The sequence below is a fragment of the Citrobacter sp. Igbk 14 genome (assembly GCF_028069825.1).
Taxonomy (GTDB): domain Bacteria; phylum Pseudomonadota; class Gammaproteobacteria; order Enterobacterales; family Enterobacteriaceae; genus Citrobacter.
In genome coordinates this window covers 18,306-40,277 of sequence record NZ_JANEWM010000038.1, presented here as the reverse complement: position 1 = coordinate 40,277, position 21,972 = coordinate 18,306, and the positions used below count along the sequence as shown (strand labels likewise).

The 21,972-nt window shown below is 52.2% G+C and carries 25 protein-coding genes; 20 read left to right on the top strand and 5 right to left on the bottom strand.

Annotated features, from left to right (window positions below):
* The first annotated feature begins 41 nt into the window (after positions 1-41).
* The 6 genes from NNN64_RS15330 (at position 42) to NNN64_RS15305 (ending at position 6,056) form a co-directional block, all read left to right on the top strand.
* Positions 42-755, top strand: a complete 714-nt coding sequence (locus NNN64_RS15330) for a DUF1120 domain-containing protein (protein WP_271441908.1) — start codon at positions 42-44, stop codon at positions 753-755.
* Between the two features lie 57 nt (positions 756-812).
* A complete protein-coding gene (locus tag NNN64_RS15325; RefSeq protein ID WP_271441907.1) occupies positions 813-1,499 on the top strand; it encodes a fimbria/pilus chaperone family protein in 687 nt (228 codons plus the stop codon).
* A gap of 39 nt (positions 1,500-1,538) precedes the next feature.
* On the top strand, positions 1,539-3,962 hold the full coding sequence (locus NNN64_RS15320) for a fimbrial biogenesis usher protein (RefSeq protein ID WP_271441906.1): 2,424 nt from the start codon (positions 1,539-1,541) through the stop codon (positions 3,960-3,962).
* Positions 3,963-3,976: 14 nt separating this feature from the next.
* The gene (locus NNN64_RS15315) at positions 3,977-4,567 is read left to right on the top strand and encodes a hypothetical protein (protein ID WP_271441905.1); all 591 of its coding nucleotides are present in this window, start codon (positions 3,977-3,979) and stop codon (positions 4,565-4,567) included.
* A gap of 146 nt (positions 4,568-4,713) precedes the next feature.
* Positions 4,714-5,640, top strand: a complete 927-nt coding sequence (gene panS, locus NNN64_RS15310; protein WP_271441904.1) for a ketopantoate/pantoate/pantothenate transporter PanS — start codon at positions 4,714-4,716, stop codon at positions 5,638-5,640.
* A gap of 143 nt (positions 5,641-5,783) precedes the next feature.
* A complete protein-coding gene (locus NNN64_RS15305; RefSeq protein ID WP_137381200.1) occupies positions 5,784-6,056 on the top strand; it encodes a DUF3811 domain-containing protein in 273 nt (90 codons plus the stop codon).
* Here the strand turns inward: NNN64_RS15305 and rluF are convergent.
* The gene (gene rluF / locus NNN64_RS15300) at positions 6,053-6,928 is read right to left on the bottom strand and encodes a 23S rRNA pseudouridine(2604) synthase RluF (RefSeq protein ID WP_271441903.1); all 876 of its coding nucleotides are present in this window, start codon (positions 6,926-6,928) and stop codon (positions 6,053-6,055) included. The two genes, NNN64_RS15305 and rluF, sit on opposite strands and share 4 nt — an antisense overlap.
* Before the next feature lie 469 nt (positions 6,929-7,397).
* Here rluF and NNN64_RS15295 point away from each other — a divergent pair, with 469 nt between their 5' ends.
* The 8 genes from NNN64_RS15295 to NNN64_RS15260 all read left to right on the top strand — a co-directional run bounded on the left by NNN64_RS15295 (position 7,398) and on the right by NNN64_RS15260 (position 13,944).
* Positions 7,398-8,351, top strand: a complete 954-nt coding sequence (locus NNN64_RS15295) for a sugar-binding transcriptional regulator (RefSeq protein WP_271441902.1) — start codon at positions 7,398-7,400, stop codon at positions 8,349-8,351.
* 70 nt (positions 8,352-8,421) lie between these two features.
* A complete protein-coding gene (locus NNN64_RS15290) occupies positions 8,422-9,228 on the top strand; it encodes an SDR family oxidoreductase (protein WP_202037190.1) in 807 nt (268 codons plus the stop codon).
* 9 nt (positions 9,229-9,237) lie between these two features.
* Complete coding sequence (locus NNN64_RS15285) at positions 9,238-9,645, top strand: mannose/fructose/sorbose PTS transporter subunit IIA (RefSeq protein ID WP_271441901.1); 408 nt, start codon at positions 9,238-9,240, stop codon at positions 9,643-9,645.
* On the top strand, positions 9,645-10,139 hold the full coding sequence (locus tag NNN64_RS15280) for a PTS system mannose/fructose/N-acetylgalactosamine-transporter subunit IIB (RefSeq protein WP_271441900.1): 495 nt from the start codon (positions 9,645-9,647) through the stop codon (positions 10,137-10,139). The genes NNN64_RS15285 and NNN64_RS15280 overlap by 1 nt, the downstream gene beginning before the upstream one ends.
* A 65-nt stretch (positions 10,140-10,204) precedes the next feature.
* A complete protein-coding gene (locus NNN64_RS15275; protein ID WP_271441899.1) occupies positions 10,205-11,002 on the top strand; it encodes a PTS mannose/fructose/sorbose transporter subunit IIC in 798 nt (265 codons plus the stop codon).
* Between the two features lie 11 nt (positions 11,003-11,013).
* Positions 11,014-11,838, top strand: a complete 825-nt coding sequence (locus NNN64_RS15270) for a PTS system mannose/fructose/sorbose family transporter subunit IID (protein WP_003031641.1) — start codon at positions 11,014-11,016, stop codon at positions 11,836-11,838.
* A 68-nt stretch (positions 11,839-11,906) separates the two neighbouring features.
* Positions 11,907-13,130, top strand: a complete 1,224-nt coding sequence (gene sorE, locus NNN64_RS15265; protein ID WP_271441898.1) for an L-sorbose 1-phosphate reductase — start codon at positions 11,907-11,909, stop codon at positions 13,128-13,130.
* Between the two features lies 1 nt (position 13,131).
* Entirely contained in the window at positions 13,132-13,944 is an 813-nt protein-coding gene (locus NNN64_RS15260; RefSeq protein ID WP_271441897.1) for a shikimate 5-dehydrogenase, read from the top strand.
* A 49-nt stretch (positions 13,945-13,993) separates the two neighbouring features.
* On the opposite strand, the gene NNN64_RS15255 is transcribed toward NNN64_RS15260, so the two are convergent.
* Entirely contained in the window at positions 13,994-14,350 is a 357-nt protein-coding gene (locus NNN64_RS15255) for a hypothetical protein (protein WP_271441896.1), read from the bottom strand.
* 131 nt (positions 14,351-14,481) lie between these two features.
* Between NNN64_RS15255 and NNN64_RS15250 the strand changes: the two genes are divergently transcribed.
* Both NNN64_RS15250 and NNN64_RS15245 read left to right on the top strand, forming a co-directional pair.
* Positions 14,482-14,655 (top strand): hypothetical protein, encoded by a 174-nt coding sequence (locus NNN64_RS15250; RefSeq protein ID WP_012905930.1) that lies wholly within the window; start codon positions 14,482-14,484, stop codon positions 14,653-14,655.
* 70 nt (positions 14,656-14,725) lie between these two features.
* The gene (locus NNN64_RS15245; RefSeq protein ID WP_003841416.1) at positions 14,726-14,887 is read left to right on the top strand and encodes a phage protein; all 162 of its coding nucleotides are present in this window, start codon (positions 14,726-14,728) and stop codon (positions 14,885-14,887) included.
* Between the two features lie 122 nt (positions 14,888-15,009).
* On the opposite strand, the gene panB is transcribed toward NNN64_RS15245, so the two are convergent.
* The 3 genes from panB to NNN64_RS15230 form a co-directional block, all read right to left on the bottom strand.
* Entirely contained in the window at positions 15,010-15,810 is an 801-nt protein-coding gene (gene panB, locus NNN64_RS15240; RefSeq protein WP_271441895.1) for a 3-methyl-2-oxobutanoate hydroxymethyltransferase, read from the bottom strand.
* Positions 15,811-16,205: 395 nt separating this feature from the next.
* Positions 16,206-17,516: a branched-chain amino acid transport system II carrier protein gene (gene brnQ / locus NNN64_RS15235; RefSeq protein ID WP_271441894.1), complete on the bottom strand. Its 1,311-nt coding sequence runs from the start codon at positions 17,514-17,516 to the stop codon at positions 16,206-16,208.
* Between the two features lie 48 nt (positions 17,517-17,564).
* Entirely contained in the window at positions 17,565-18,179 is a 615-nt protein-coding gene (locus NNN64_RS15230) for a LysE family translocator (RefSeq protein WP_137383263.1), read from the bottom strand.
* Between the two features lie 180 nt (positions 18,180-18,359).
* On the opposite strand from NNN64_RS15230, the gene NNN64_RS15225 reads away from it, so the two are divergent.
* From NNN64_RS15225 to NNN64_RS15210, 4 genes are all read left to right on the top strand, one after another.
* Positions 18,360-18,812, top strand: a complete 453-nt coding sequence (locus NNN64_RS15225; RefSeq protein ID WP_137383262.1) for an Lrp/AsnC family transcriptional regulator — start codon at positions 18,360-18,362, stop codon at positions 18,810-18,812.
* Between the two features lie 372 nt (positions 18,813-19,184).
* Positions 19,185-20,369, top strand: coding sequence for an MFS transporter (locus NNN64_RS15220; protein ID WP_239606421.1), 1,185 nt, complete (start codon positions 19,185-19,187; stop codon positions 20,367-20,369).
* Positions 20,370-20,395: 26 nt separating this feature from the next.
* Positions 20,396-21,088 (top strand): gamma-glutamylcyclotransferase, encoded by a 693-nt coding sequence (locus NNN64_RS15215; RefSeq protein ID WP_267449876.1) that lies wholly within the window; start codon positions 20,396-20,398, stop codon positions 21,086-21,088.
* Positions 21,085-21,966: a LysR family transcriptional regulator gene (locus NNN64_RS15210; RefSeq protein WP_239606423.1), complete on the top strand. Its 882-nt coding sequence runs from the start codon at positions 21,085-21,087 to the stop codon at positions 21,964-21,966. The genes NNN64_RS15215 and NNN64_RS15210 overlap by 4 nt, the downstream gene beginning before the upstream one ends.
* Positions 21,967-21,972 lie beyond the last annotated feature (6 nt).

Here is a 21,972-nt window from a genome sequence, read left to right as displayed (position 1 = left end):
ACTAAATACTATGTTCGCTATTTATTTATAAGGAAATAATCATGCGTCTGTTTATAAAAAAAGAAGTGCTCGCTATTGCATTAGCGCTGTCTACCTCCTCAGCTTTTGCTGAATCCATTGATCTGAAAGTGACGGGTAAAATTATTCCTCCGGCATGTACGACTGCGTTTGCTAGCGGCGGCGGCACGGTGGATTTTGGCAACATTCTGACCTCAACCCTGAACCCATCACAGGCGACTGCGCTGGCAGAGATTAAGTCCGTGCCGGTCACGATTACCTGTGACGAGGCCACCCGCGTCGGCGTAACCTTTACCGATCAGCGTGCCGATTCCCGACCAACGGAAGATCTTGGCGTTTACACAGACCCCAATATGGCTCTGGGTCAAGCTGGGTATTTTGGTCTTGGCTTCACTGCCGCGGATTCCACCACGAAGATTGGTGCCTATACTCTGGCGATTGGTAAAACCGGCGCAACCAATGCAGATGGTAAATCTCTTTATGCCGCAAGCAGTTTTGACGGTGGTTCAAGCTGGAGCGCTTTATATCGAGACATGCGCTTGCCAATTTTCACCTCAAAAGCTGAGGTCGTCGGTTTTAGTGATGATGTGGCCATTAGTAGCGGCCTTGTTTCCGCTGAAAAATTGTTGAATTTCAACGTTGATGTTTCAGTCATCATTAATAGCCTGAGTGAATTGCAGGTCAAAGACGAGATCGTGCTGGATGGCTTAACAAGCATTGACGTGGTTTACCTGTAAGACGAAATCTGCTGGTCATTTGTTATAAATGACCAGCTATCAATAAAGAGGACGAAAATGCCACATACATTAAAATGGATTTTAATCGTGCTAGGCCTGTCGGCATCCTGTGAGACCATTGCAGCAGGCATGCTTCCTGAGACGTCACTATTAATCGTGAATGAAGAGGAGCAAGGCGCCAGTATTGATGTTAAAAATACGGATGATACTGCGCAGCTTCTTTATACCAAAGTGATTACTCTCGCTGATGATGCAAAGCCTGACTTATTTGTGACGCAACCGGTCGTACGCGTTGAAGCGGGTAAAACACAGCGCGTTCGTTTTGTCCTAAAAGAGGGTGCGCCATTAAAAGTCGAGCATCTCAAACGCGTTATTTTTTCCACCATTCCGCAACGTGAAAAAAATAAAGTCAAAGTGATATTTAGTCAAAATATCCCTGTCATTATTCGCCCGGCTGGGTTGGACACTAAAAGCGATCCGTGGGTGGATCTGAAGTGGACGCTTAACGCCGGTAAGGTATTAGTCAAAAACAATACCCCTTATGTTATTCGTCTTGAGCAAAGAATTAAGCTATTACCTTCCGGCCGTTTTTTGGAACTAAGTAAATCCTATATTCTTCCTGGTGAATCACTAACCGCAAAATCAAATACCAATATAGCGGTAACAACAGACAGGCAGGTAGAGATATATCCAGCAACACGTTATGGGTACAAAGTTGATAAATTCATTGCCGATATAAAATAACGCGACGGCACTTACTTATATTTTCATCCAAGGAATGACATGATGAATGACACCTGCCGTATCCAAGGATTAGCGCTCTGTTTAGTCTTTTCCACGTATAATGCCCAGGCCGAGATAATACCGACAGCCTCGCCGGTATTATTAGCCCGAGCGGATTTTGACGTTCAGGCATTAAAAAATAACGGTCTGGATCCGGTACTTGCCGAATACTTTGCTAATGCCCCTTTATTTACGCCTGGCAGCCACAATGTTTCATTAACGATTAATGGCTCAAAAAGCGGTACGCTTTTGGCCCGGTTCACCGAGTCAGGACAACTGTGCGCAGATAAAGACTTCCTGAAAAATGCGGGCTTAAAGCAAAGCATCAAGAAAAATGAATGCCCGCAACTTCAACAATACTGGACAACAGCAACGGTTACGCTAAAACCAGAAACGGATGAAGTTGAAATTGTCGTTCCTCCTGAAGCACTGGATGAGGAAAGCCGACGCCAGTATGCCGATATCAGCGGTGGGTTTGCCGGATTGCTGAATTATTCAGCTTTTGGCTCACACTACCACTATGACAAAAATAATAGTGACAATTTTCAGGCGACGCTGGAAATGGGGTTTAATGCGGGGGATTGGATCGTCCGCAGTACCCAGATATTGACCGATGGTAGCAACGAACGTTTTAATTCTGACTCACTCTATACCTACGCACAGCGTACTTTTTCCGATTACGGCGTCATGTTTCAGGGCGGTGAAATTAATATCGCCAACAGCCGCTTCAGCGCGCCCACGTTATACGGTATCCAGTTGATGCCTGATAATACCCTGCTTCCTCGGGAAAAAAGCAACATCGACGTAACCGGTATCGCGCGCACCGCCCAGGCGCGAGTTGAAATCCGCCAGGGAGGTCAGCTCATTTATTCAACCCTGGTTCCTGCCGGGCCATTTACGCTAACCGATGTGCCGGTGATCAACGGCAACACCGACTTGAAAGTAAAAGTGGTTGAAAATGATGGCAGTGAATCCACATTTACGGTGGCCGCCGCCAGCTTTCGAGGAAATAGCGTCGGCCGACCGACAGGTTTCTCACTCTCCGCGGGTCGCGCCAAAGAACTGGATACCCGTTTTACTCAACCCTGGGTCGTTGCGGCATCCAATGGCTGGTCAGTGACCAGGAGAGTGAATTTCTATACCGGAATGATAATGGCGGACAACCATTATTACGGTTTCTCCGCTAATATCGATACCGTACCGCTGCAAAATCTGCGTACCTCTTTAGGATTTCTGGGTTCTATTGATAACAGAAGCCAGACGGATGGTGATAAAGCGACTCTCGATATCAGCTATGCGTTGCCCTATAACCTTGGCGTCTCATTAGGCGGCAGTTACGGTACGCCTGACTATCGCGAAATGAGTGAACTCTATGATGATGACCATGATTTTTCGCCGACAAAATATGACGCCAGCGTGGGCGTCACCTGGTCACATGATGTCCTGGGGTTTTTCTCTGTTAACTATTATCGCAGTGAAGCGTGGGATCAAGACTTCGATAGCCGCCACATTACGACATCATGGTCTAAAACATTTAAACACTTCTCGGTCAATGTGAACTGGCAATCTGACGTCAGCCATGACACCAATAGCGACGGTGATATGGTATATGCCAGTATCTCTATTCCATTAGGCCGGGGAACCTCCAGTAATACCTGGTATCGCGAACGCGAAGGCAAAGCGTCTTATGGCTCGCGCGTGTCGGGCTCGATTAACAACAATAACAGCTATACCGTCGGGGCATCACGGGACCATGATGACAATACGACAAGCTGGGATACCTCGTTAAACAGCAACCTGCGCTATACGAACCTCAGCCTTGCCGCCAGCGGCGACGATCGTAGCAACTACAACTATTCCGCATACCTGCGCGGAGGGGTTGTCGCGCACAGCGATGGCGTCACGTTCTCACCGTATGCCGTTAACGACACGTTTGCCATTATCGCGCTCGATAAACCCGTTGCAGGCGTAGAAATCGGCACCCCGACGGGGTCTGTATGGACGGACACATGGGGACGGGCGATTGCCGCGTCATTATCGCCGTACCAACACACGTCACTAAACCTCAACACACAAAGTTTGCCCGGTAATATCGACGTCAACAACGGTAAGGCCATATTGAAAGCATCGCACGGCGCCGTGGCTAAATGGCAGTTCACAACGTTGAGCCAACGACGAATATTGTTAACGATCGTCAACTCACAGGGAAAACCGCTGCCGAAAGGAACCGCCATCGTGAATCGAACTGGTGAGTATGTCACCACCGTTCCCGAAGATGGCATGATTTTCCTGAATGATATATCAGCCAACCAAACCCTTTACGCAAAACCGAATCAGGGTAAGTGCCGACTGAATTTTATATTGCCTGAAGCCGATCCCGAAAAATTCTACGAAGAGATCGCGGGAACATGTCTCTCACAATAAGCAGGAGCAACATCATGAAGTGGATAAACAGAGTAAAAACTGGCTGCCTGCTCACCATAACGGCGCTCATGTCTTGTTACGCGCAGGCTGGCGACGATAACTGCCAAATTATGTCAAGCGCCAGAACTATCGATTATGGGCAGTTTCGCAAAGATGATATGCGTTCGGGGCAAACCGATTACCAGGGCACCCATTACCAATGGCTGGCGGCAGATGAGCGCGAGTTTACCGTTGCCGTTACCTGCGAAAATGCGCAAAAAATACGTATTTTTGTTGATGGCGGGGCAAAGCAAAACAAAGTTTTCCGTTTTGCCACGACCGGAATAATGACGCTAAAAGCCACAGATGCCCGCCTGGATAACCAGGCGGTACAATTGATTGCTATCAATCGGGGCGCCGCCACATCAGGCCAAAGCGCAGCACAGGAGGTCACCGTTCCCCCTGGCTATGGTATCGCCGCAATGGGTGGACAAGAACTGGCTGGAAATAAGTTGGTCGTCACATTCCATCTGACAACCTATCTGTCGCCACAAGCATTCAGCGCCAGGGATAAAACAAGCCTGGAGGAAATATTGACGCTGGATTATGAAGCAGCATCCTCTTGAAACAGGCAGGTAAGGAAGTTCGCATCACCCAAAAATTTTGTTTGAATAATATTCCTTAGCGCGATAAACAATACCTATAGCCGGGCTCGAACCCGGCTTTTTTATAACAACATCAACACAACAAACACTGTCGCAAGGAATACAATATGCTCGCCACGCTTACGCGGCTGTTCCCGTTATGGGCGCTGCTGCTCTCCGTTTTGGCTTATTACACGCCAACGACCTTTACCCCTATCGGCCCGTGGGTCACCACCCTACTGATGCTGATTATGTTCGGCATGGGCGTCCATCTAAAACTGGACGACTTTAAGCGCGTTCTGTCACGCCCGGCGCCGGTCGCCGCGGGTATTTTCCTGCACTATCTGGTGATGCCGCTTGCCGCCTGGCTGCTAGCGCTGATTTTCCATATGCCGCCGGAACTGTCCACCGGCATGGTGCTGGTTGGCAGCGTCGCCAGCGGTACGGCGTCGAATGTCATGATCTACCTGGCAAAAGGCGATGTGGCGCTCTCCGTGACTATTTCATCCGTTTCAACGTTGGTCGGCGTTGTCGCCACACCGCTGCTGACGCGGCTGTATGTCGATGCGCATATTCAGGTGGATGTGATGGGTATGCTGCTGAGTATTCTGCAGATCGTGGTCATTCCGATTGGGTTAGGGCTGATTGTCCACCATCTGTTGCCGAAAGTCGTGAAGGCAGTAGAACCTTTCCTGCCCGCGTTCTCGATGCTGTGCATTCTGGCGATAATCAGCGCCGTCGTCGCCGGTTCCGCGTCGCATATCGCGTCGGTAGGCCTGGTGGTCATCGTCGCAGTGATACTGCATAACGCCATCGGCCTGCTCGGCGGCTACTGGGGCGGAAAACTGTTTGGTTTCGACGAGTCGACCTGCCGTACGTTAGCTATCGAAGTCGGCATGCAGAATTCAGGGCTGGCCGCTGCGCTGGGCAAAATCTATTTCGGCCCGCTTGCCGCCCTGCCCGGCGCGCTGTTCTCCGTTTGGCACAACCTTTCTGGTTCGCTATTGGCGGGTTACTGGTCCGGTAAACCGATTGATGAGAAAAAACGTCGCTAATTGTCGGCTGTAGGCCTGATAAGCGTAGCGCCATCAGGCCTAATGTGTGCACGTCGCCGGATGGCGGCTAACGCCTTATCCGGCCTACCCAGCCTCTGCACTTTGCCGTACACTGAGGATATCGGCTAACAGAGGGCACCCTAATGGCACTCCCCCGCATTACGCAAAAAGAGATGACCGAGCGCGAACAGCGCGAACTGAAAACGCTGCTCGACCGCGCGCGCATTGCGCATGGTCGACTACTCACCAACGCAGAGACCAACAGCATTAAGAAAGAGTACATCGATAAACTGATGGTTTTGCGCGAAGCAGAGGCAAAAAAAGCCCGCCAGTTGAAGAAAAAGCAGGCTTATAAACCGGATGCGGAAGCATCGTTTTCCTGGTCAGCGAATACGCCGACGCGCGGCAGACGTTAACGCCCTTTCTTCTTCCGCCCCGGCGAGGTAAAACGCTTACCGTTTGCTGCCGGGCGTGATTTCTCTTTTTCAACCGATTTTTCGATTTTCACCACCGGGCGCTTAATGCCTGCGGTTTTTGGCTTTGCTTTAGCCTTCGGTTTGGCTTCTGAGGACGAGTTCTCAATCAACTTGAACAGATCGATCAGTTCGTCATCCGTCAGGTCGCGCCATTCACCCAGCGGCAGGCCTGACAGACCAACGTTCATGATACGCGTACGCTCAAGCTTAGTAACTTCATAACCAAAGTGCTCGCACATGCGACGGATCTGACGGTTCAGCCCCTGAATCAGCGTAATGCGAAACACAAACGGCGCTTCTTTCTTCACCTTACATTTCTTGGTGACGGTGCCGAGGATTGGCACACCGGCCCCCATCCCACGGATAAAGTCATCAGTGACGGGTTTATCTACCGTCACCAGATACTCTTTTTCGTGATCGTTACCGGCACGCAGGATTTTATTCACCAGGTCGCCGTGGTTGGTCAGAAAGATAAGTCCCTGAGAGTCTTTGTCCAGACGACCAATTGGGAACACACGCTTGCTGTGGTTAACAAAATCAACAATGTTGTCGCGTTCGCTGTCTTCAGTGGTACTGACAATCCCCACGGGTTTGTTCAGCGCAATAAAAACCAGATCTTCCGCTTCGCGCGGCTCAATCAACCGACCATTTACTTTTACGACGTCGCCAGGCATCACCTGATCGCCAATGGTGGCGCGTTTGCCATTCAGGAAGACATTCCCTTGTTCGATAAAGCGATCCGCTTCGCGACGCGAGCAGATTCCGCTTTCACTGATGTATTTGTTTAATCGGATAGATGAGTCGGGCAGCATAATTTCTCCTGTATACACGTCATCCTTCAGGCTGTCTCTGCGTTGGCTGCCCTCACTCACCCAGGTCACATAGCTCTCTATGCTCCCAGGGATTCGCTCCCTTGCCGCCTTGATACAACTTGAAGGACTTTGTGTATTAAAAGCGAAATATACCCTACCTTGCGGGCGATAAAAAATAATCGTGTTCGAATGCCAGGACGCTATTTGTGATCCGCCACACCTTTCGACACAAAAGTGTCAGCACCTCATGCCTGCAATTTTGTTGCGCGAAAATACACAGAATCAAGGTATTACATCAATAAGCACATATGTGCCGACAACGCGCTATCGGTACATCAAATGTGCAACACAAACTGCCAGTTCATGGCGCTGAAAGAAGAGAAAATTACTTTGAGCTGGGCCATGGATGGGGTTATATCAGATCAAGAAGACAATTTAGTGATTTGCACAAATGTGCAGGAGCCCAAAGATGGCAACGGAAAACAGCGATGATATCCGCCTGATCGTAAAAATAGCGCAGCTCTATTACGAACAGGACATGACGCAAGCGCAAATCGCCCGCGAGCTGGGAATTTATCGCACCACGATCAGCCGCCTGCTAAAACGTGGCCGCGAATCAGGCATCGTTACCATTGCCATTAATTACGACTTCAACGAGAACCTGTGGCTGGAACAACAGCTAAAACAGAAATTTGGCCTGAAAGAAGCGGTGGTGGTCTCCTGCGACAGCGAACAGGAAGACGAACAGCTCGCGATGATGGGGGTGCACGGCGCACAGCTGCTGGAGCGCTTACTGGAACCCGGCGATATTATCGGCTTCTCATGGGGGCGCGCCGTTCGGGGGCTGGTCGAAGGGTTATCTCCGGCCAGCCAGTCGCGCCAGCTGATCTGCGTACCGATTATCGGCGGCCCCTCCGGCAAGCTTGAAAGCCGCTACCACGTCAATACGCTGACCTACAGCGCCGCGGCAAAGCTCAAGGGTGAATCGCACCTGGCCGATTTCCCGGCACTGCTGGAAAACCCGCTGATCCGTAACGGGATTATGCAGTCCCAGCACTTCCGGTCGATTTCCGCCTACTGGGATAACCTGGACGTCGCGCTGGTCGGCATTGGCTCCCCGGCGATCCGTGACGGTGCCAACTGGCACGCCTTTTACGGCAGCGAAGAGAGTGATGACCTGCATGCCCGCCATGTCGCCGGAGACATCTGCTCGCGCTTTTATGATATCGACGGCGTGACGGTAGAGACCAGTATGAGTGAAAAAACACTCTCGATCGAAACCAATAAATTAAAGCAGGCACGTTACTCCATCGGCATTGCCATGGGGGAAGAAAAACTGAGTGGAATACTTGGCGCATTACGTGGAAATTATATTAACGGTTTAGTCACTAACAGTCATACCGCTGAATTGCTGTTGAAGTAAATATATTCGAATTGATCCTGACATAATTTACTTTATGCAGGGTCCCCTTATCTTAAATTGGGAGTTGATTATGCAAACGTGGTTAAATCTACAGGATAAAGTCATTATTGTTACCGGTGGCGCATCAGGAATTGGCCTGGCTATTGTTGAAGAGTTATTAGCGCAAGGTGCTAATGTACAAATGGCAGATATTCATGGTGGCGACGGTAAATATACCGACCACAGCAAATATCATTTCTGGCCAACAGATATTTCCAGCGCCAAAGAAGTCAGTCACACCGTTGCTGAAATTATCCGTCGTTTTGGCCGTATTGATGGGCTGGTGAATAACGCGGGGGTTAATTTCCCGCGCCTGCTGGTCGATGAAAAAGCCCCGGCCGGGCAATATGAACTCAATGAAGCCGCTTTTGAAAAAATGGTCAACATCAACCAAAAAGGCGTTTTTTTAATGTCACAAGCGGTAGCGCGCCAGATGGTAACACAGCATGACGGCGTGATTGTGAATGTCTCTTCAGAAAGCGGACTGGAAGGTTCTGAAGGTCAGAGCTGCTATGCCGCCACCAAAGCCGCACTAAATAGCTTTACCCGCTCGTGGTCGAAAGAACTGGGCAAACACGGGATTCGTGTGGTCGGTATTGCGCCTGGCATTCTGGAAAAAACCGGGCTACGTACCCCCGAGTATGAAGAAGCGCTGGCCTGGACCCGCAATATCACCGTTGAGCAGCTACGCGAGGGATATACCAAGAACGCGATCCCGATTGGACGTTCGGGGCGTTTGGGCGAAGTCGCTGATTTTGTTTGTTATCTGTTGTCTGAACGTGCCAGCTACATCACCGGGGTAACCACTAACATTGCGGGCGGAAAAACGCGCGGCTAAGGAGGTTTTATGGTCAATGCAATCTTCTGCGCCCACGGCAAACTGGCCTGCGCCATGCTGGAATCGGTGCAAATGGTCTACGGCGATGCCAACGTTGAAGCGGTAACATTTGTCCCCGGCGAGAACGCCAGCGACATCGTGGCAAAGCTGAAAAAGTTAGTAAGCGTTCACACCAATGATGAATGGCTGATTGCCGTCGATTTGCAGTGTGGCAGTCCATGGAATGCCGCCGCAACGCTGGCGATGCACAACCCGGCGATACGCGTTATTAGCGGGTTGTCGCTGCCGCTGGCACTGGAGCTGGTTGACAACCAGAGCAGTATGAATGTGGATGAACTGTGCGAACACCTGACGACCATTGCTCAACAAACCTGCGTTGTCTGGCAGCATCTGGCAACGACCGAAGAGGATTTTTGATGAACATTACCCTTGCCCGTATTGATGACCGCCTGATCCACGGCCAGGTCACTACCGTCTGGTCGAAAGTGGCCAACGCCCAGCGGATTATTATCTGCAATGATGAGGTATATAACGATGAAGTTCGCCGAACATTATTACGCCAGGCCGCCCCGCCGGGGATGAAGGTCAACGTCGTGAATATCGAAAAGGCGGTGGCGGTTTATCATAATCCGCAATATCAGAATGAAACCGTTTTTTATCTCTTTACCCGTCCGCAGGATGCGCTGGCCATGGTTAAGCAAGGGGTAAAAATCGCCACCTTAAATATTGGCGGCATGGCCTGGCGACCGGGTAAAAAACAATTAACCAAAGCCGTTTCTTTAGATGATGACGATATTAATGCTTTTCATCAATTGGATCAGTTGGGAGTGAAACTGGATTTACGCGTCGTTGCCTCCGACCCAGCAATTAATATTCTTGAGAAAATAAAAGAGCAGTCCGTTAGCCAATAATAAATAGCGCCTGTAGAAATATGCCGTAACAGGCAGGGATCGTTATACCCTTAAGGTGACAAATTATGGAAATTAGTACCCTACAAATTATCGCCATATTTATATTTTCCTGTATTGCCGGAATGGGCAGCGTGCTGGATGAATTCCAGACCCACCGCCCGCTCATCGCCTGTACCGTTATCGGCCTGATCCTTGGTGATTTAAAAACCGGGATTATGCTCGGCGGCACGCTGGAGTTGATTGCTCTGGGTTGGATGAACGTCGGTGCCGCGCAGTCCCCCGATTCGGCGCTTGCCAGTATTATCTCCGCCATTCTGGTTATCGTCGGGCAACAAAGTATCGCCACCGGTATCGCCATCGCCCTGCCGGTCGCGGCGGCAGGCCAGGTGCTGACGGTATTCGCTCGCACCATCACTGTGGTATTTCAGCATGCGGCGGATAAAGCCGCGGAAGACGCCCGCTTTCGCACCATCGATATGCTCCACGTTTCCGCGCTCGGCGTACAGGCGCTGCGTGTCGCCATTCCTGCATTAATCGTCTCGCTGTTTGTCAGCGCCGATATGGTCAGCAACATGCTGAACGCCATTCCGGACTTCGTCACGCACGGGTTGCAGATTGCCGGTGGTTTTATCGTGGTGGTCGGTTACGCCATGGTGCTGCGCATGATGGGCGTGAAGTACCTGATGCCCTTCTTCTTCCTCGGGTTTATCGCCGGGGGTTATCTCGATTTGAGTCTGCTGGCTTTCGGTGGCGTGGGCGTGATTATCGCGCTGGTCTACATCCAGTTGAACCCGCAGTGGCGTAAAGCCGAACCGCAGGCGCAAGCCGCCTCTTCTCAAGCTCTCGATCAGCTTGATGACTAATGGAGCCGACCATGGAACAGAAAAAACTGACCAAATCCGACCTGTTTAGCATGTTTGTTCGCTCCAACCTGCAACAGGCGTCATTCAACTTTGAACGTATTCATGGGCTGGGCTTTTGCTACGACATGATCCCAGCCATTAAGCGCCTGTATCCGCTGAAGGAAGACCAGGTCGCAGCGCTCAAACGCCACCTGGTGTTCTTCAACACCACACCTGCCGTGTGTGGCCCGGTAATTGGCGTGACCGCCGCGATGGAAGAGGCGCGTGCCAATGGCGCGGAAATTGACGATGGCGCGATCAACGGCATCAAAGTCGGGCTGATGGGCCCACTCGCCGGCGTCGGCGATCCGTTGGTATGGGGAACATTGCGCCCGATTACTGCCGCGCTCGGCGCGTCTTTGGCACTGTCCGGTAACATTCTCGGCCCGCTATTGTTCTTCTTTATTTTCAACGCAGTACGTCTGGCAATGAAGTGGTACGGCTTACAGCTTGGCTTTCGTAAAGGGGTCAACATCGTCAGCGACATGGGCGGTAACCTGCTGCAAAAACTGACCGAAGGGGCATCAATTCTGGGTCTGTTTGTGATGGGGGTGCTGGTCACCAAGTGGACCAGCATCAACGTGCCGCTGGTGGTATCGCAAACGCCAGGCGCAGACGGTACCACCGTCACCATGACCGTGCAGAACATACTCGATCAGCTCTGCCCTGGCCTGCTGGCGCTGGGTCTGACGCTGCTGATGGTGCGGCTACTCAACAAGAAAATTAATCCGGTATGGCTGATCTTCGCCCTGTTTGCACTGGGGATTATCGGTAACGCGCTGGGCTTCCTGTCCTGATTTTTCCGCCCCGGCGATGTCGGGGCAACGTCAACAAATTGTCCTCGAAAGAGGAAGAGGTGGTAACAATGCAAACAACAACAGCTTTACGCCTTTATGGTAAACGCGATCTGCGCCTGGAAACCTTCGACCTTCCCGAAATGCAGGATGATGAAATTCTGGCCTCGGTCGTGACCGACAGCCTGTGCCTTTCTTCCTGGAAAGAGGCTAACCAGGGTGAGAATCACAAAAAGGTACCAGACGATGTGGCCACCAACCCGATTATCATCGGCCACGAGTTCTGCGGCGATATTCTCGCCGTGGGGAAAAAATGGCAGCATAAGTTTCAGCCCGGCCAACGCTATGTTATTCAGGCTAACCTGCAACTGCCGGATCGCCCGGACTGCCCCGGCTACTCCTTCCCGTGGGTGGGCGGCGAAGCCACGCACGTCATCATACCCAATGAAGTGATGGAGCAGGATTGCCTGCTGGCCTACGAAGGTGAAACCTATTTTGAAGGCTCGCTGGTTGAGCCGCTTTCCTGCGTGATTGGCGCATTCAATGCCAACTATCATCTGCAGGAAGGCACTTACAACCATAAGATGGGCATTCGTCCGCAAGGGCGCACGCTGATCCTCGGCGGTACCGGGCCAATGGGATTGCTGGCAATCGATTATGCGTTGCACGGCCCGGTCAATCCGGCGCTGCTGGTAGTGACTGACACCAATAACGACAAGTTGAGCTACGCCCGCAAACACTATCCTTCTGAGCCACAAACGCTGATCCACTATCTCCACGCCCAGGATGCGGCTTACGACACGCTGATGGCGCTGAGCGGTGGTCACGGGTTTGACGACATCTTTGTGTTTGTGCCCAATGAACAGTTGGTCACACTGGCCTCTTCCCTGCTGGCCGCCGATGGCTGCATGAATTTCTTTGCCGGCCCGCAGGATAAGCAGTTCAGCGCGCCAATTAACTTCTACGATGTGCATTATGCTTTCACCCATTACGTTGGCACGTCTGGCGGCAATACCGACGATATGCGCGCGGCGGTAAAACTGATCGAAGAGAAGAAGGTTCAGGCCGCAAAAGTGGTGACGCACATTCTGGGGCTGAATGCGGCTGGTGAAACAACGCTGGAGCTGCCAAAGGTCGGCGGCGGGAAAAAGCTGGTCTACACTGGCAAAGCGTTACCGCTAACCGCACTCACGCAGATTGACGATCCGGCCCTGCGCGATATCCTGGAACGTCATCAGGGGATTTGGTCACAGGAAGCCGAACAGTACGTATTGTCTCACGCCGAGGAGATTTAACATGATTAACCGCGACACCCAACTGTGCATGTCGCTGGCCGGTCGCCCCGGCAACTTTGGCACGCGTTTTCACAACTATTTGTATGAAAAGTTGGGGTTAAATTTTATCTACAAAGCCTTTACTACGCAGGATATTGAGGCCGCAGTGAAAGGCGTTCGCGCACTCGGGATCCGCGGCTGTGCGGTATCGATGCCGTTTAAAGAGAGTTGCATGCCGTTTCTGGATGCCATCGACCCTTCCGCAAGCGTCATTGATTCCGTCAACACTATCGTCAATGACAACGGCACGCTGACAGGATTTAACACCGACTACATTGCAGTAAAAAGTCTGATTGCCAGCCACCAGCTTGATAACCGCGCACGCGTTATGATCCGCGGCAGTGGTGGAATGGGTAAAGCAGTCATTGCCGCATTTCACGATGCTGGTTTTCACGATGTCATCATCGCCGCCCGTAACCGTGAGAGCGGCCCGGCGCTGGCAAAACAGTACGGTTTTCAGTGGCAACCGCAGCCGGAAGGGATTGCCTGCGATATTCTGGTCAACGTGACGCCCGTCGGCATGGCAGGCGGTAAAGAGAGCGATGAACTGGCCTACAGCGAAGCAATGGTCGCTGCCGCCAGCGTGGTGTTTGACGTCGTCGCCCTGCCGCCGGAAACACCGGTGATTAAGCTGGCGCAAAAGCTGGGTAAAAAAACCATCAGCGGTGCAGAGGTGATTGCCTTACAGGCCGTAGAGCAGTTCGCCATGTACACCGGCGTACGCCCGGATGACGCGCTAATCGCCGAAGCAGCCGAATTTGCGCGGGCGGGGTAAAGAAGCAGGAACAGAGCGCCAGGGATGGGCGCTCTGTTTATTTTAGGTACTATGCAACAGCAAACAGTTGCTGGTCAGCTTTCGCTTCCAACTGCGCCAGCGCGGGAATCAACTGGCTGATGTTTACCAGACTGTGTCCTAACTGGCATATGCTCTCATACGCAAAATGTTCCTGACCTTCACCCGCCATGGTCAGCAGGCTTTCGCCCATAAAATTCAGCGTCTGGTACAACCCCGCCAGCGCCTCTTCGCAGCCAAACGAAAGCGCCAGATTTTCTTCGGTAGTGAGATGGCTGCAATCAAGATTGCGGAACGCCTCGGCGAGTGGAAAATAAAGCAGATCGGCCTGTGAAATGAGAGCAGAAGACGCAAAACATGCGTTAGTGGTACTATTAGCATCAGCCATAGCATTACCTCGTATAATGTTGTGGTTAGAAGCTCGGTATGTGTTCGCGCACTGCCGGGCTTCGTTGTTTCTGTAAGACAATTGACTTACACTTGTCTTACGATCATCAATGTAAATCAGGTGTCAGACACATGTCAACGGTAGAATTCAAAAAGAAAGGCAACAAACAAATCGCGTTACGTGTCGAGCCGGAACTGGAAGCAGGGATTCAGAAAGCACTTTCAATGGATGGTGACGCTTCAGTATCCGCATGGATTAAGCGCATTATCAGGAAAGAACTGAAGCAGAAAGGGATTGAAGTTTAGAAGTTGGTATTTATGACATGTAAGAGTAGTGTGTCATCACACATCTCATGTAATTAAGGTGTCAATACACATGAACGAAAGAAGAGGCAATCCCCCGTTTCAATTCCGTCTGGATCCGGAACTGCGCAAAGCGATGGAAGAAGCACAACGACAGGATGGCGATGAATCGTTGGCAGCCTGGATTAAACGTGTGATTAGAAAAGAGCTGAAACAGAAAGGAATTGAAGTGTAACTGGCAGTAATTTATATCGCTTTTCTGAAGGTCTGCTCAGAGCGAGCAGCGGACATCAGCAATTAATAGTTTTAGTCAGATTACAGACAGGGCGGCTGACATAAGTGGCTTATATTTGTAACTTAATCTGAGTAGCAGTGCTCCGCCGCGGGGAAATTGCCGTTTTTCACGGCGGTAATGTAGCTTTTTACCGCATCCTGAATGTCGTCCTGCCCTTTCATGAAGTTTTTGACAAATTTTGGAGTCCTGCCGGTGACGCTCAGGCCAAGCATGTCATGCAGCACCAGCACCTGCCCGTCAGTGTCCGGGCCGGCGCCGATACCGATGACCGGTACGGATACGGCCCTGCTCAGCGCACTTCCCAGCGCGGCGGGGACGGCTTCAACCAGTACCATCGCCGCGCCGGCTACTTCAAGCTTTGTCGCGGTGTCGATCAGGACGGCCGCCTGCTGGCTGTCACGCCCCTGTACCTTAAAGCCACCAAAGACGTTAACCGACTGGGGGGTGAGTCCGATATGGGCGCAGACCGGTATACCATTGCGCGTCAGCTGGCGCACCGTATCACACAACCATTCCCCGCCCTCAATCTTGACCATCTGCGCACCCACCTGCATCAGCTGCGCCGCGCTGTGCAGGGCCTGCTCAGGGGAGGAGCAGGTCATGAACGAAAGGTCGGCGATGATAAAGGCGCCGTTGTTTCCGCGCTTTACGCAGGCAGTGTGATAAACCATATCTTCCAGCCTGACCGGCAGGGTGCTGTCATGGCCCTGCAGGATCATCCCCAGCGTATCGCCGATGAGGAGCATCTCAACGCCCGCCGTGCTCAGTGCATGTGCAAATGTTGCGTCGTAGCAGGTGAGCATGGTGATCTTTTCACCGTTCTGCTTGAGGTTTTTCAGGTATGTCAGAGTGACTGATGGCATGGTGTTCCCTGCTAACTCATTGCGTTGATAAAGGATGTTGGGGGGCGAGAATGCCAGTTTTCGCAACCCTTAATTGTATTTTTCGATCCGCCAGACGCCTTCGAGCCCCGGCGTCCCGCATCGCAGATAAAGCGAACCGCTTTTTTTCCGGAGTTCCGGCTTCGTCAGCGGTGTATGGCATATTTCCCTGACGGCGGCAGGCGTCAGGAGCGACGTGTCGCTGACGTACCTCACGCGGGTGAACACCTCAGGATAATAGTCGGTAGTGCGCCAGAGCAGGTTTTCCGCGCTCACGAATATAATGAGCTGCGCGCACGCAATGCAGGGGAGCAGAACGACCTTTACCAATTTTTACCTCAGCGCACATGGCGATGCCATATCTGATGAAAGGCGGCTCATGATGCCGCCTGCACCGCGCGGCTGAACCGGGATGCGCAGAAGCTCAGCAGCAGCACAACACCGCCAGGAAGCAGCCAGGCCATCTGCTGGCCGTGCAGGGGGAGCGAGGTGTAGACCGCTGGCACAAACTGCTTCAGTCCCGCCGCGTCGAGCCCGTCAAACAGGCCGCAGAGAAAAGCCACCGCCGTGGCGGGAGCAATAACGCGCACGGGCTGACTCAGTCGGTGATGCACAAAGCTCATCACGATAAGCATGATAAAGGGCGGATAAACCGCAATCAGCACGGGGATGGAAATCCGGATAAGCGTGTCCAGCCCGGCGCAGGAAATGGAAAAGGCAAGCGCGGCGAAAAACAGCACCAGCGGCCTGTAGCCGAAAGGTGTGACGGTGCTAAAGTAGGCGGCGCAAGAGCAGGTCAGACCGATTGCTGTGACCAGACACGCCAGCGTGATCAGCACGCCGAGAAACAACGAGCCTCTGGCGCCAAAGGCATGCTGTACGAACGCGCGCAGCACATCAGCTCCGTTTGTGGCGTCAGGCGCAAGCGCGGTGCTTTTCATGCCCAGCATGAACAGACTCAGGTATACCAGTGTCAGACCCACACCGGCAATGATGCCCGCTCTAATGGTATAGCGCGTAACGTGTGCCTGAGATGTTATACCTCTGGCGCGAACTGCGTTTACCACAACCAGACCGAAGGCCAGCCCGGCCAGCGTATCCATCGTCAGGTATCCATTAACAATGCCGCTGGAAAGCGGTGCAGCAATGTAATCCGCCACTGGTTCCTGCACTGAAACGGCCGGAAGCAGCAGGACTGCACCACCCAGCACGATAAGTGAGACGATTTTCAGTGGCGCAAGGACCTGTCCGACAGACTCAAGTAGCCTCCCCGGAAATAGAGAAACCAGCGCCGCAAGCGCAAAATAAACGAAGCTGTAGTAATACAGCGCATTTCCCCCATTGTTAATATATGCTGCCATGCCAAGCTCATATGAAACGGTTGCCGTGCGCGGTGAGGCAAACAGCGGGCCGATAAATAGGTAGCAGGCCACAATCAGTACGTTGCCGGCGATTTTTCCTACAGGGCTGATGATGTTGCCCATTTCACCGCCCGCTTTTGCCAGCGCGATGACAGAGAGCACTGGTAGCCCTACGCCGGTTACCAGGAACCCTGCTGCTGCAGTCCAGACGTGGCTACCAGCCTGAAGTCCGATAAAGGGTGGGAAAATGATGTTGCCTGCACCCAGAAACAGCGCAAACGCCATAAAGCCCAGGGAGAATGTTTCCCTGACGCTGAGTGTATTCATAGTGTACCTGCTGAATAGTGTGTCGTTATTAGCCTGAATGGCCGCGAATCAGAGAAACTGCTCTGCCAGCAGTAGGATCGCGATAATGATCATCAGGCCGCCCGAAATGCGGCTGACATTCAGCGCCGCGCGCGGGCGAGACCGAAGCGCTATTCCTGCACCGTATCCCACGAGCAGATAGACCGTAGCGCAGCTAACCACATGTATCATCCCTAGCGCGGCCATTTGCAGTGGAAGTGGCCATGCGGCGTGGACATCGGTAAACTGAGGCAACAGAGCTAAAAACAGCAGGAAAAGCTTTGGATTAAGCCCGCTGACGCAGAACCCCTTAAGCATCCACTTCAGTCGCGAACCGGCGTTTTCATCCTGACCGGCTACTGGCACTGGAGGGTGACGGAGAACACCAATGCCGAGCCAGAGAAGATAGCCAGCTCCGGCAACGGTCAGACTGGAGAGCACCCCAGGCGCACCCGCAATAAGCGAACCGACGCCCGCGGTCACTACAATTGCAGCTACAATATGCCCACTCAGCATGCCGGCAACAGCAGGTATAACACGACGTCCCCGGATTCCGGCTGAAATAGCGTAAGCCCAGTCGGCCCCTGGCGTGATAATTAAAAGCATGGACACTGCCCAAAATGAAGCAAACATACTCAGTGACATGCGGGATAATCCTCATGAGAATCATTGCATCTCGGCCATTTATCTGCCGCTGAAAACTGCATGCGTTTAAACCTTGATCTGATCAATACATTTAAAGTTGAAGAAAGGATATCGCATTGAATGCGAAATGTGTTTTCATTTAAAGGATTAAAAAATACAATTTCCGGGAGATTTTTGAAAATGGACGACACAGATTGCAATATTCTTGCAGAGCTTCAGCGGGACGGTCGAATTTCACTGACTGACCTTGCAGAACGGGTGGGGATTAGCCTGTCATCCTGCCAGCGACGGGTCAGGTCTCTGGAACAGGAAGGTATTATCAGCGGCTACCGGGCGTATATTGACCCGGCCAGATTCGGGCTGAACTTTTCAGCTATCGTCTTCGTCACTCTGCGCGAGGGTGACCGGCAGTCGGTCTACACCTTTGAGGAGGAAGTCAAAGATATACCGCAAATTATCCAGGCGCAGCGACTGTTTGGGGACCCGGATTATATGCTTCACGTTATTGCCCAGGACCTACCGGCTTTTCAGAAGCTTTATGATGAAAAACTCTCCGGTTTATCAGGGGTGCAGCGGCTTACCTCAACCCTGGTGATGAAAACGGTTGTGAAAGATCGCGCGCTGCCTGTCTGAGGCCTCTGCAGGGCCTCAGACATTAACTATTTTCAAAATTATTTTGGAGGAGAAGAAAACGTTGTACTGAGATTCAGTACAACGGACGAACTTCCGCTTCTGGCACGGAGCGGACGTGTTAACGAAGCTGAAGGTCCGCTGTGAGCGAAGAGCAGACTAAACCCGGCCAACTGACTCTTAACGGGGCCGCAGAGATTTTGCATCTGAGCTTTCGAAGCCCCTCCCCTGAAGACAGAAAATTTCTGTGTGCTGTGGAGACATTATATCTTTGCCTTAGGTATAAATAATTTTATTCCACATGAAATTTACATTATTTTATTTATCTGCTTGTCTAAATCAGACTGCACTCCTTACTTAAATCAGGAGGCAGTCATGCCATTTGTTATTTATGTTTTCACTATCAGTGCCTTTGCGCTCGGACTCGCGGAATTTGTCCCCATTGGGCTGACCGACGTCATGGCTCAGGGGTTGGGGGTGGGTGTGGAGCAGACCGGTGCAGCGGTTACGACCTATGCACTGGGGGCAACGTTCGCGGCACCCGTACTGTCTGCGCTGACCGCAAGCTGGAACCGGAAGAATGTGATGCTTACCACTGCCGTTGTATTTACCGCCGGTAGTCTGGCGGCCGCGTTTGCCGCCACATTACCTCAGCTACTGTTGGCGCGGTTCATTGCCGGTCTGGGACACGGCCTGTTTCTGGCTGCGGCATCCAGTACCGCTGCTCGTCTGGCTGGACCAGGTAAAGCAGGTAGAGCGGTGGCTGTGGTATTTGGTGGCTTTACTCTGGCGATGGCAATCGGCGTGCCGCTAAGTACATGGCTGGGAGGCGTGGTCTCATGGCGTCCAGTTCTCGGCGCTATTGCCGCTTTCGGCGCGCTCGGATTCCTTGGACTGTTGTTCGGTATGAAAGACCCCGTACGCAGCGTCCCCGGCGAACATAGTGGTTCAGCAATGCAGAATATTAGCATGCTGTTTAACCGTAAGTTACTGGCCGGCGCGCTGGTTACGGTGCTGGCGTATGCAGGCTCGTTTACGGCTTACACCTTTATCGCACCTATTCTGATGCAGGTGACAGGCGTAACCGGAGCAACGGTGAGTCTGTTTATGCTGGTTTATGGTATTACCGCTGCGGTAGGCAACATTCTGGGTGGAAAACTTACCGACAGCATGGGGGTGAATCGTGCCAATATACTCATTATTAGCGGCATTGTTATTGTCGTGCTGGGTATGTGGCTGCTGGCTTCCTCACCAGCGAGCATGGGTATTCTGGTTGCGCTGCTGGGTATGCTGACATTTGCCGCAGTGCCGGCACTGCAGGCCCGTCTGATTGGTGTCGCTGAGCAACATGCTCCTCATGCGCATGGCGTTGCTGCCGGCCTGAATATCGCGGGCTTCAACTCCGGTATCGCGCTGGGTTCAGTACTGGGCGGTCTTACCATCACACACGCCGGTATTGTGTATACCGGTATCAGCGGTGCGATTGTTTCTCTGCTCGGCCTACTGTTGCTGCTTGCACAAATCAGTCGCCGTCACAGCAGTAAATTTCAGCAGGCTTAAATCCTGTGCCAGGAAAGGGAGGTAATATGCTTACCCGTGAAGATATGCTCAATGGCGCATTTGTCAGAGCGCATGAAACGCTGCTCCCGGCACACATGCGCTGGGACGCTGAAAAAATACGGGCATCAATGTACTCCACTCTGGAGGAGCGCCCGATAGGCGCTCCTGTGTGGATATTTGCCTACGGGTCATTGATGTGGAATCCCGCGCTGGCGATTGAAGAAATGCAACGGGCCCGTCTGAAAGGATGGCAGCGCAGTTTCTGTATCCGGCTGATATCCGGACGAGCCACCCCTGATATCCCCGGCAGAATGTTATCTCTTGACGAGGGTGGAATAACCGAAGGTATGGCGTTCAGACTGCCGGAATCGACTCTGATACATGAGTTGGAGATGGTCTGGACGCGAGAGATGATTACCGGTCTGTACCGTCCTGTCTGGGCTGAAATTTCGCTCGGAAACGGTGAGGAAATTCAGGCGCTAGCTTTCGTATCAGACAGATTGCATCCGCATTATGAACAGGACAATCTTACAGCGACCGTAGCGTCGAGCATCGCATCTGCCCGCGGAGACATTGGCACGAATGCAGATTATGTATGGAAACTGCAGGCCACTCTGGGTGCGTTGGGAATACGGGATGATTACGTGAGTGAACTGGCCCTTGCTCTGCATGAGGCTCCCTGTAACGATAAACTTCATCAGCGAGGCGCTTCACTATGAGCCATCTGAGCCACCTGCGAACGTTTCTTGAGGCCTATCGCTCTGGCTCCTTTTCAAAGGCGGCAGAGCTACTGGGCATCACTCAGCCCGCAGCGTCACTACATATCCAATCTCTTGAGACTCTGGTTGGTAAGCGTCTGTTCATCAGGCAGGCCAGAGGCGTGACGGCGACCGAAGCTGCGGATGAGCTTGCCCGCTCCGTTTCACCCTTCATTGACGGTCTGGAAGAAAAGCTATCGTCTTTCCGGTCAGGCCCTGTGCGCGGGGGAACAATTAATCTGGCAGGACCTCCGGATTTTATTCATTCCCGGCTTGGGGCTGTAATGGCTCCATTAATGAAGGAGGGGTATCGCCTGCGCTTTCATACCGGCAATAAACAACGTATTTATTCCCTTTTGCATGACGGGAGCGCCGATCTCGCAGTTACCGCATCTATGCCTGATAACCGTCTGTACGGCTATGCACATCTCCTGACTGAACGCATGCTCCTTGTTCATGCTCCCGCTATGTCAGAGGTCATAGGATCAGAACCTGGTGCTGAAACGCTTGCCTCATTACCGCTGATTGCTTATGACGAAGAGTTGCCACTGATTAGAGCGCTCTGGGCCTCCATGTTTCAGAAAGCCCCTGAGATGCAGGCTGCATTCACCATTCCGGATTTACGTATTATCCGCGACCTGGTCTGCGACGGACATGGATGGACGGTGTTACCGGATTATCACTGTGACAATGACCTGAAAAGCGGGCGTCTGATTTCAGTTACACCTGCAGATCTCGCCCCGACTAATCATCTTTATCTGGTCTGGAACAAAAGGACGGCTAATAACAGCCGAACCGCCTATGTTCGGGATTACATTCTTAAAGCGTTTCCGCGTTGATGTCTG

Excerpts from the sequence above, each read along its gene's own strand:
- NNN64_RS15330 (WP_271441908.1), top strand. The coding sequence starts at position 42 with ATGCGTCTGTTTATAAAAAAAGAAGTGCTCGCTATTGCATTAGCGCTG.
- NNN64_RS15325 (WP_271441907.1), top strand. The coding sequence starts at position 813 with ATGCCACATACATTAAAATGGATTTTAATCGTGCTAGGCCTGTCGGCA.
- NNN64_RS15320 (WP_271441906.1), top strand. The coding sequence starts at position 1,539 with ATGATGAATGACACCTGCCGTATCCAAGGATTAGCGCTCTGTTTAGTC.
- NNN64_RS15315 (WP_271441905.1), top strand. The coding sequence starts at position 3,977 with ATGAAGTGGATAAACAGAGTAAAAACTGGCTGCCTGCTCACCATAACG.
- panS (WP_271441904.1), top strand. The coding sequence starts at position 4,714 with ATGCTCGCCACGCTTACGCGGCTGTTCCCGTTATGGGCGCTGCTGCTC.
- NNN64_RS15305 (WP_137381200.1), top strand. The coding sequence starts at position 5,784 with ATGGCACTCCCCCGCATTACGCAAAAAGAGATGACCGAGCGCGAACAG.
- rluF (WP_271441903.1), bottom strand. The coding sequence starts at position 6,928 with ATGCTGCCCGACTCATCTATCCGATTAAACAAATACATCAGTGAAAGC.
- NNN64_RS15295 (WP_271441902.1), top strand. The coding sequence starts at position 7,398 with ATGGCAACGGAAAACAGCGATGATATCCGCCTGATCGTAAAAATAGCG.
- NNN64_RS15290 (WP_202037190.1), top strand. The coding sequence starts at position 8,422 with ATGCAAACGTGGTTAAATCTACAGGATAAAGTCATTATTGTTACCGGT.
- NNN64_RS15285 (WP_271441901.1), top strand. The coding sequence starts at position 9,238 with ATGGTCAATGCAATCTTCTGCGCCCACGGCAAACTGGCCTGCGCCATG.
- NNN64_RS15280 (WP_271441900.1), top strand. The coding sequence starts at position 9,645 with ATGAACATTACCCTTGCCCGTATTGATGACCGCCTGATCCACGGCCAG.
- NNN64_RS15275 (WP_271441899.1), top strand. The coding sequence starts at position 10,205 with ATGGAAATTAGTACCCTACAAATTATCGCCATATTTATATTTTCCTGT.
- NNN64_RS15270 (WP_003031641.1), top strand. The coding sequence starts at position 11,014 with ATGGAACAGAAAAAACTGACCAAATCCGACCTGTTTAGCATGTTTGTT.
- sorE (WP_271441898.1), top strand. The coding sequence starts at position 11,907 with ATGCAAACAACAACAGCTTTACGCCTTTATGGTAAACGCGATCTGCGC.
- NNN64_RS15260 (WP_271441897.1), top strand. The coding sequence starts at position 13,132 with ATGATTAACCGCGACACCCAACTGTGCATGTCGCTGGCCGGTCGCCCC.
- NNN64_RS15255 (WP_271441896.1), bottom strand. The coding sequence starts at position 14,350 with ATGGCTGATGCTAATAGTACCACTAACGCATGTTTTGCGTCTTCTGCT.
- NNN64_RS15250 (WP_012905930.1), top strand. The coding sequence starts at position 14,482 with ATGTCAACGGTAGAATTCAAAAAGAAAGGCAACAAACAAATCGCGTTA.
- NNN64_RS15245 (WP_003841416.1), top strand. The coding sequence starts at position 14,726 with ATGAACGAAAGAAGAGGCAATCCCCCGTTTCAATTCCGTCTGGATCCG.
- panB (WP_271441895.1), bottom strand. The coding sequence starts at position 15,810 with ATGCCATCAGTCACTCTGACATACCTGAAAAACCTCAAGCAGAACGGT.
- brnQ (WP_271441894.1), bottom strand. The coding sequence starts at position 17,516 with ATGAATACACTCAGCGTCAGGGAAACATTCTCCCTGGGCTTTATGGCG.
- NNN64_RS15230 (WP_137383263.1), bottom strand. The coding sequence starts at position 18,179 with ATGTCACTGAGTATGTTTGCTTCATTTTGGGCAGTGTCCATGCTTTTA.
- NNN64_RS15225 (WP_137383262.1), top strand. The coding sequence starts at position 18,360 with ATGGACGACACAGATTGCAATATTCTTGCAGAGCTTCAGCGGGACGGT.
- NNN64_RS15220 (WP_239606421.1), top strand. The coding sequence starts at position 19,185 with ATGCCATTTGTTATTTATGTTTTCACTATCAGTGCCTTTGCGCTCGGA.
- NNN64_RS15215 (WP_267449876.1), top strand. The coding sequence starts at position 20,396 with ATGCTTACCCGTGAAGATATGCTCAATGGCGCATTTGTCAGAGCGCAT.
- NNN64_RS15210 (WP_239606423.1), top strand. The coding sequence starts at position 21,085 with ATGAGCCATCTGAGCCACCTGCGAACGTTTCTTGAGGCCTATCGCTCT.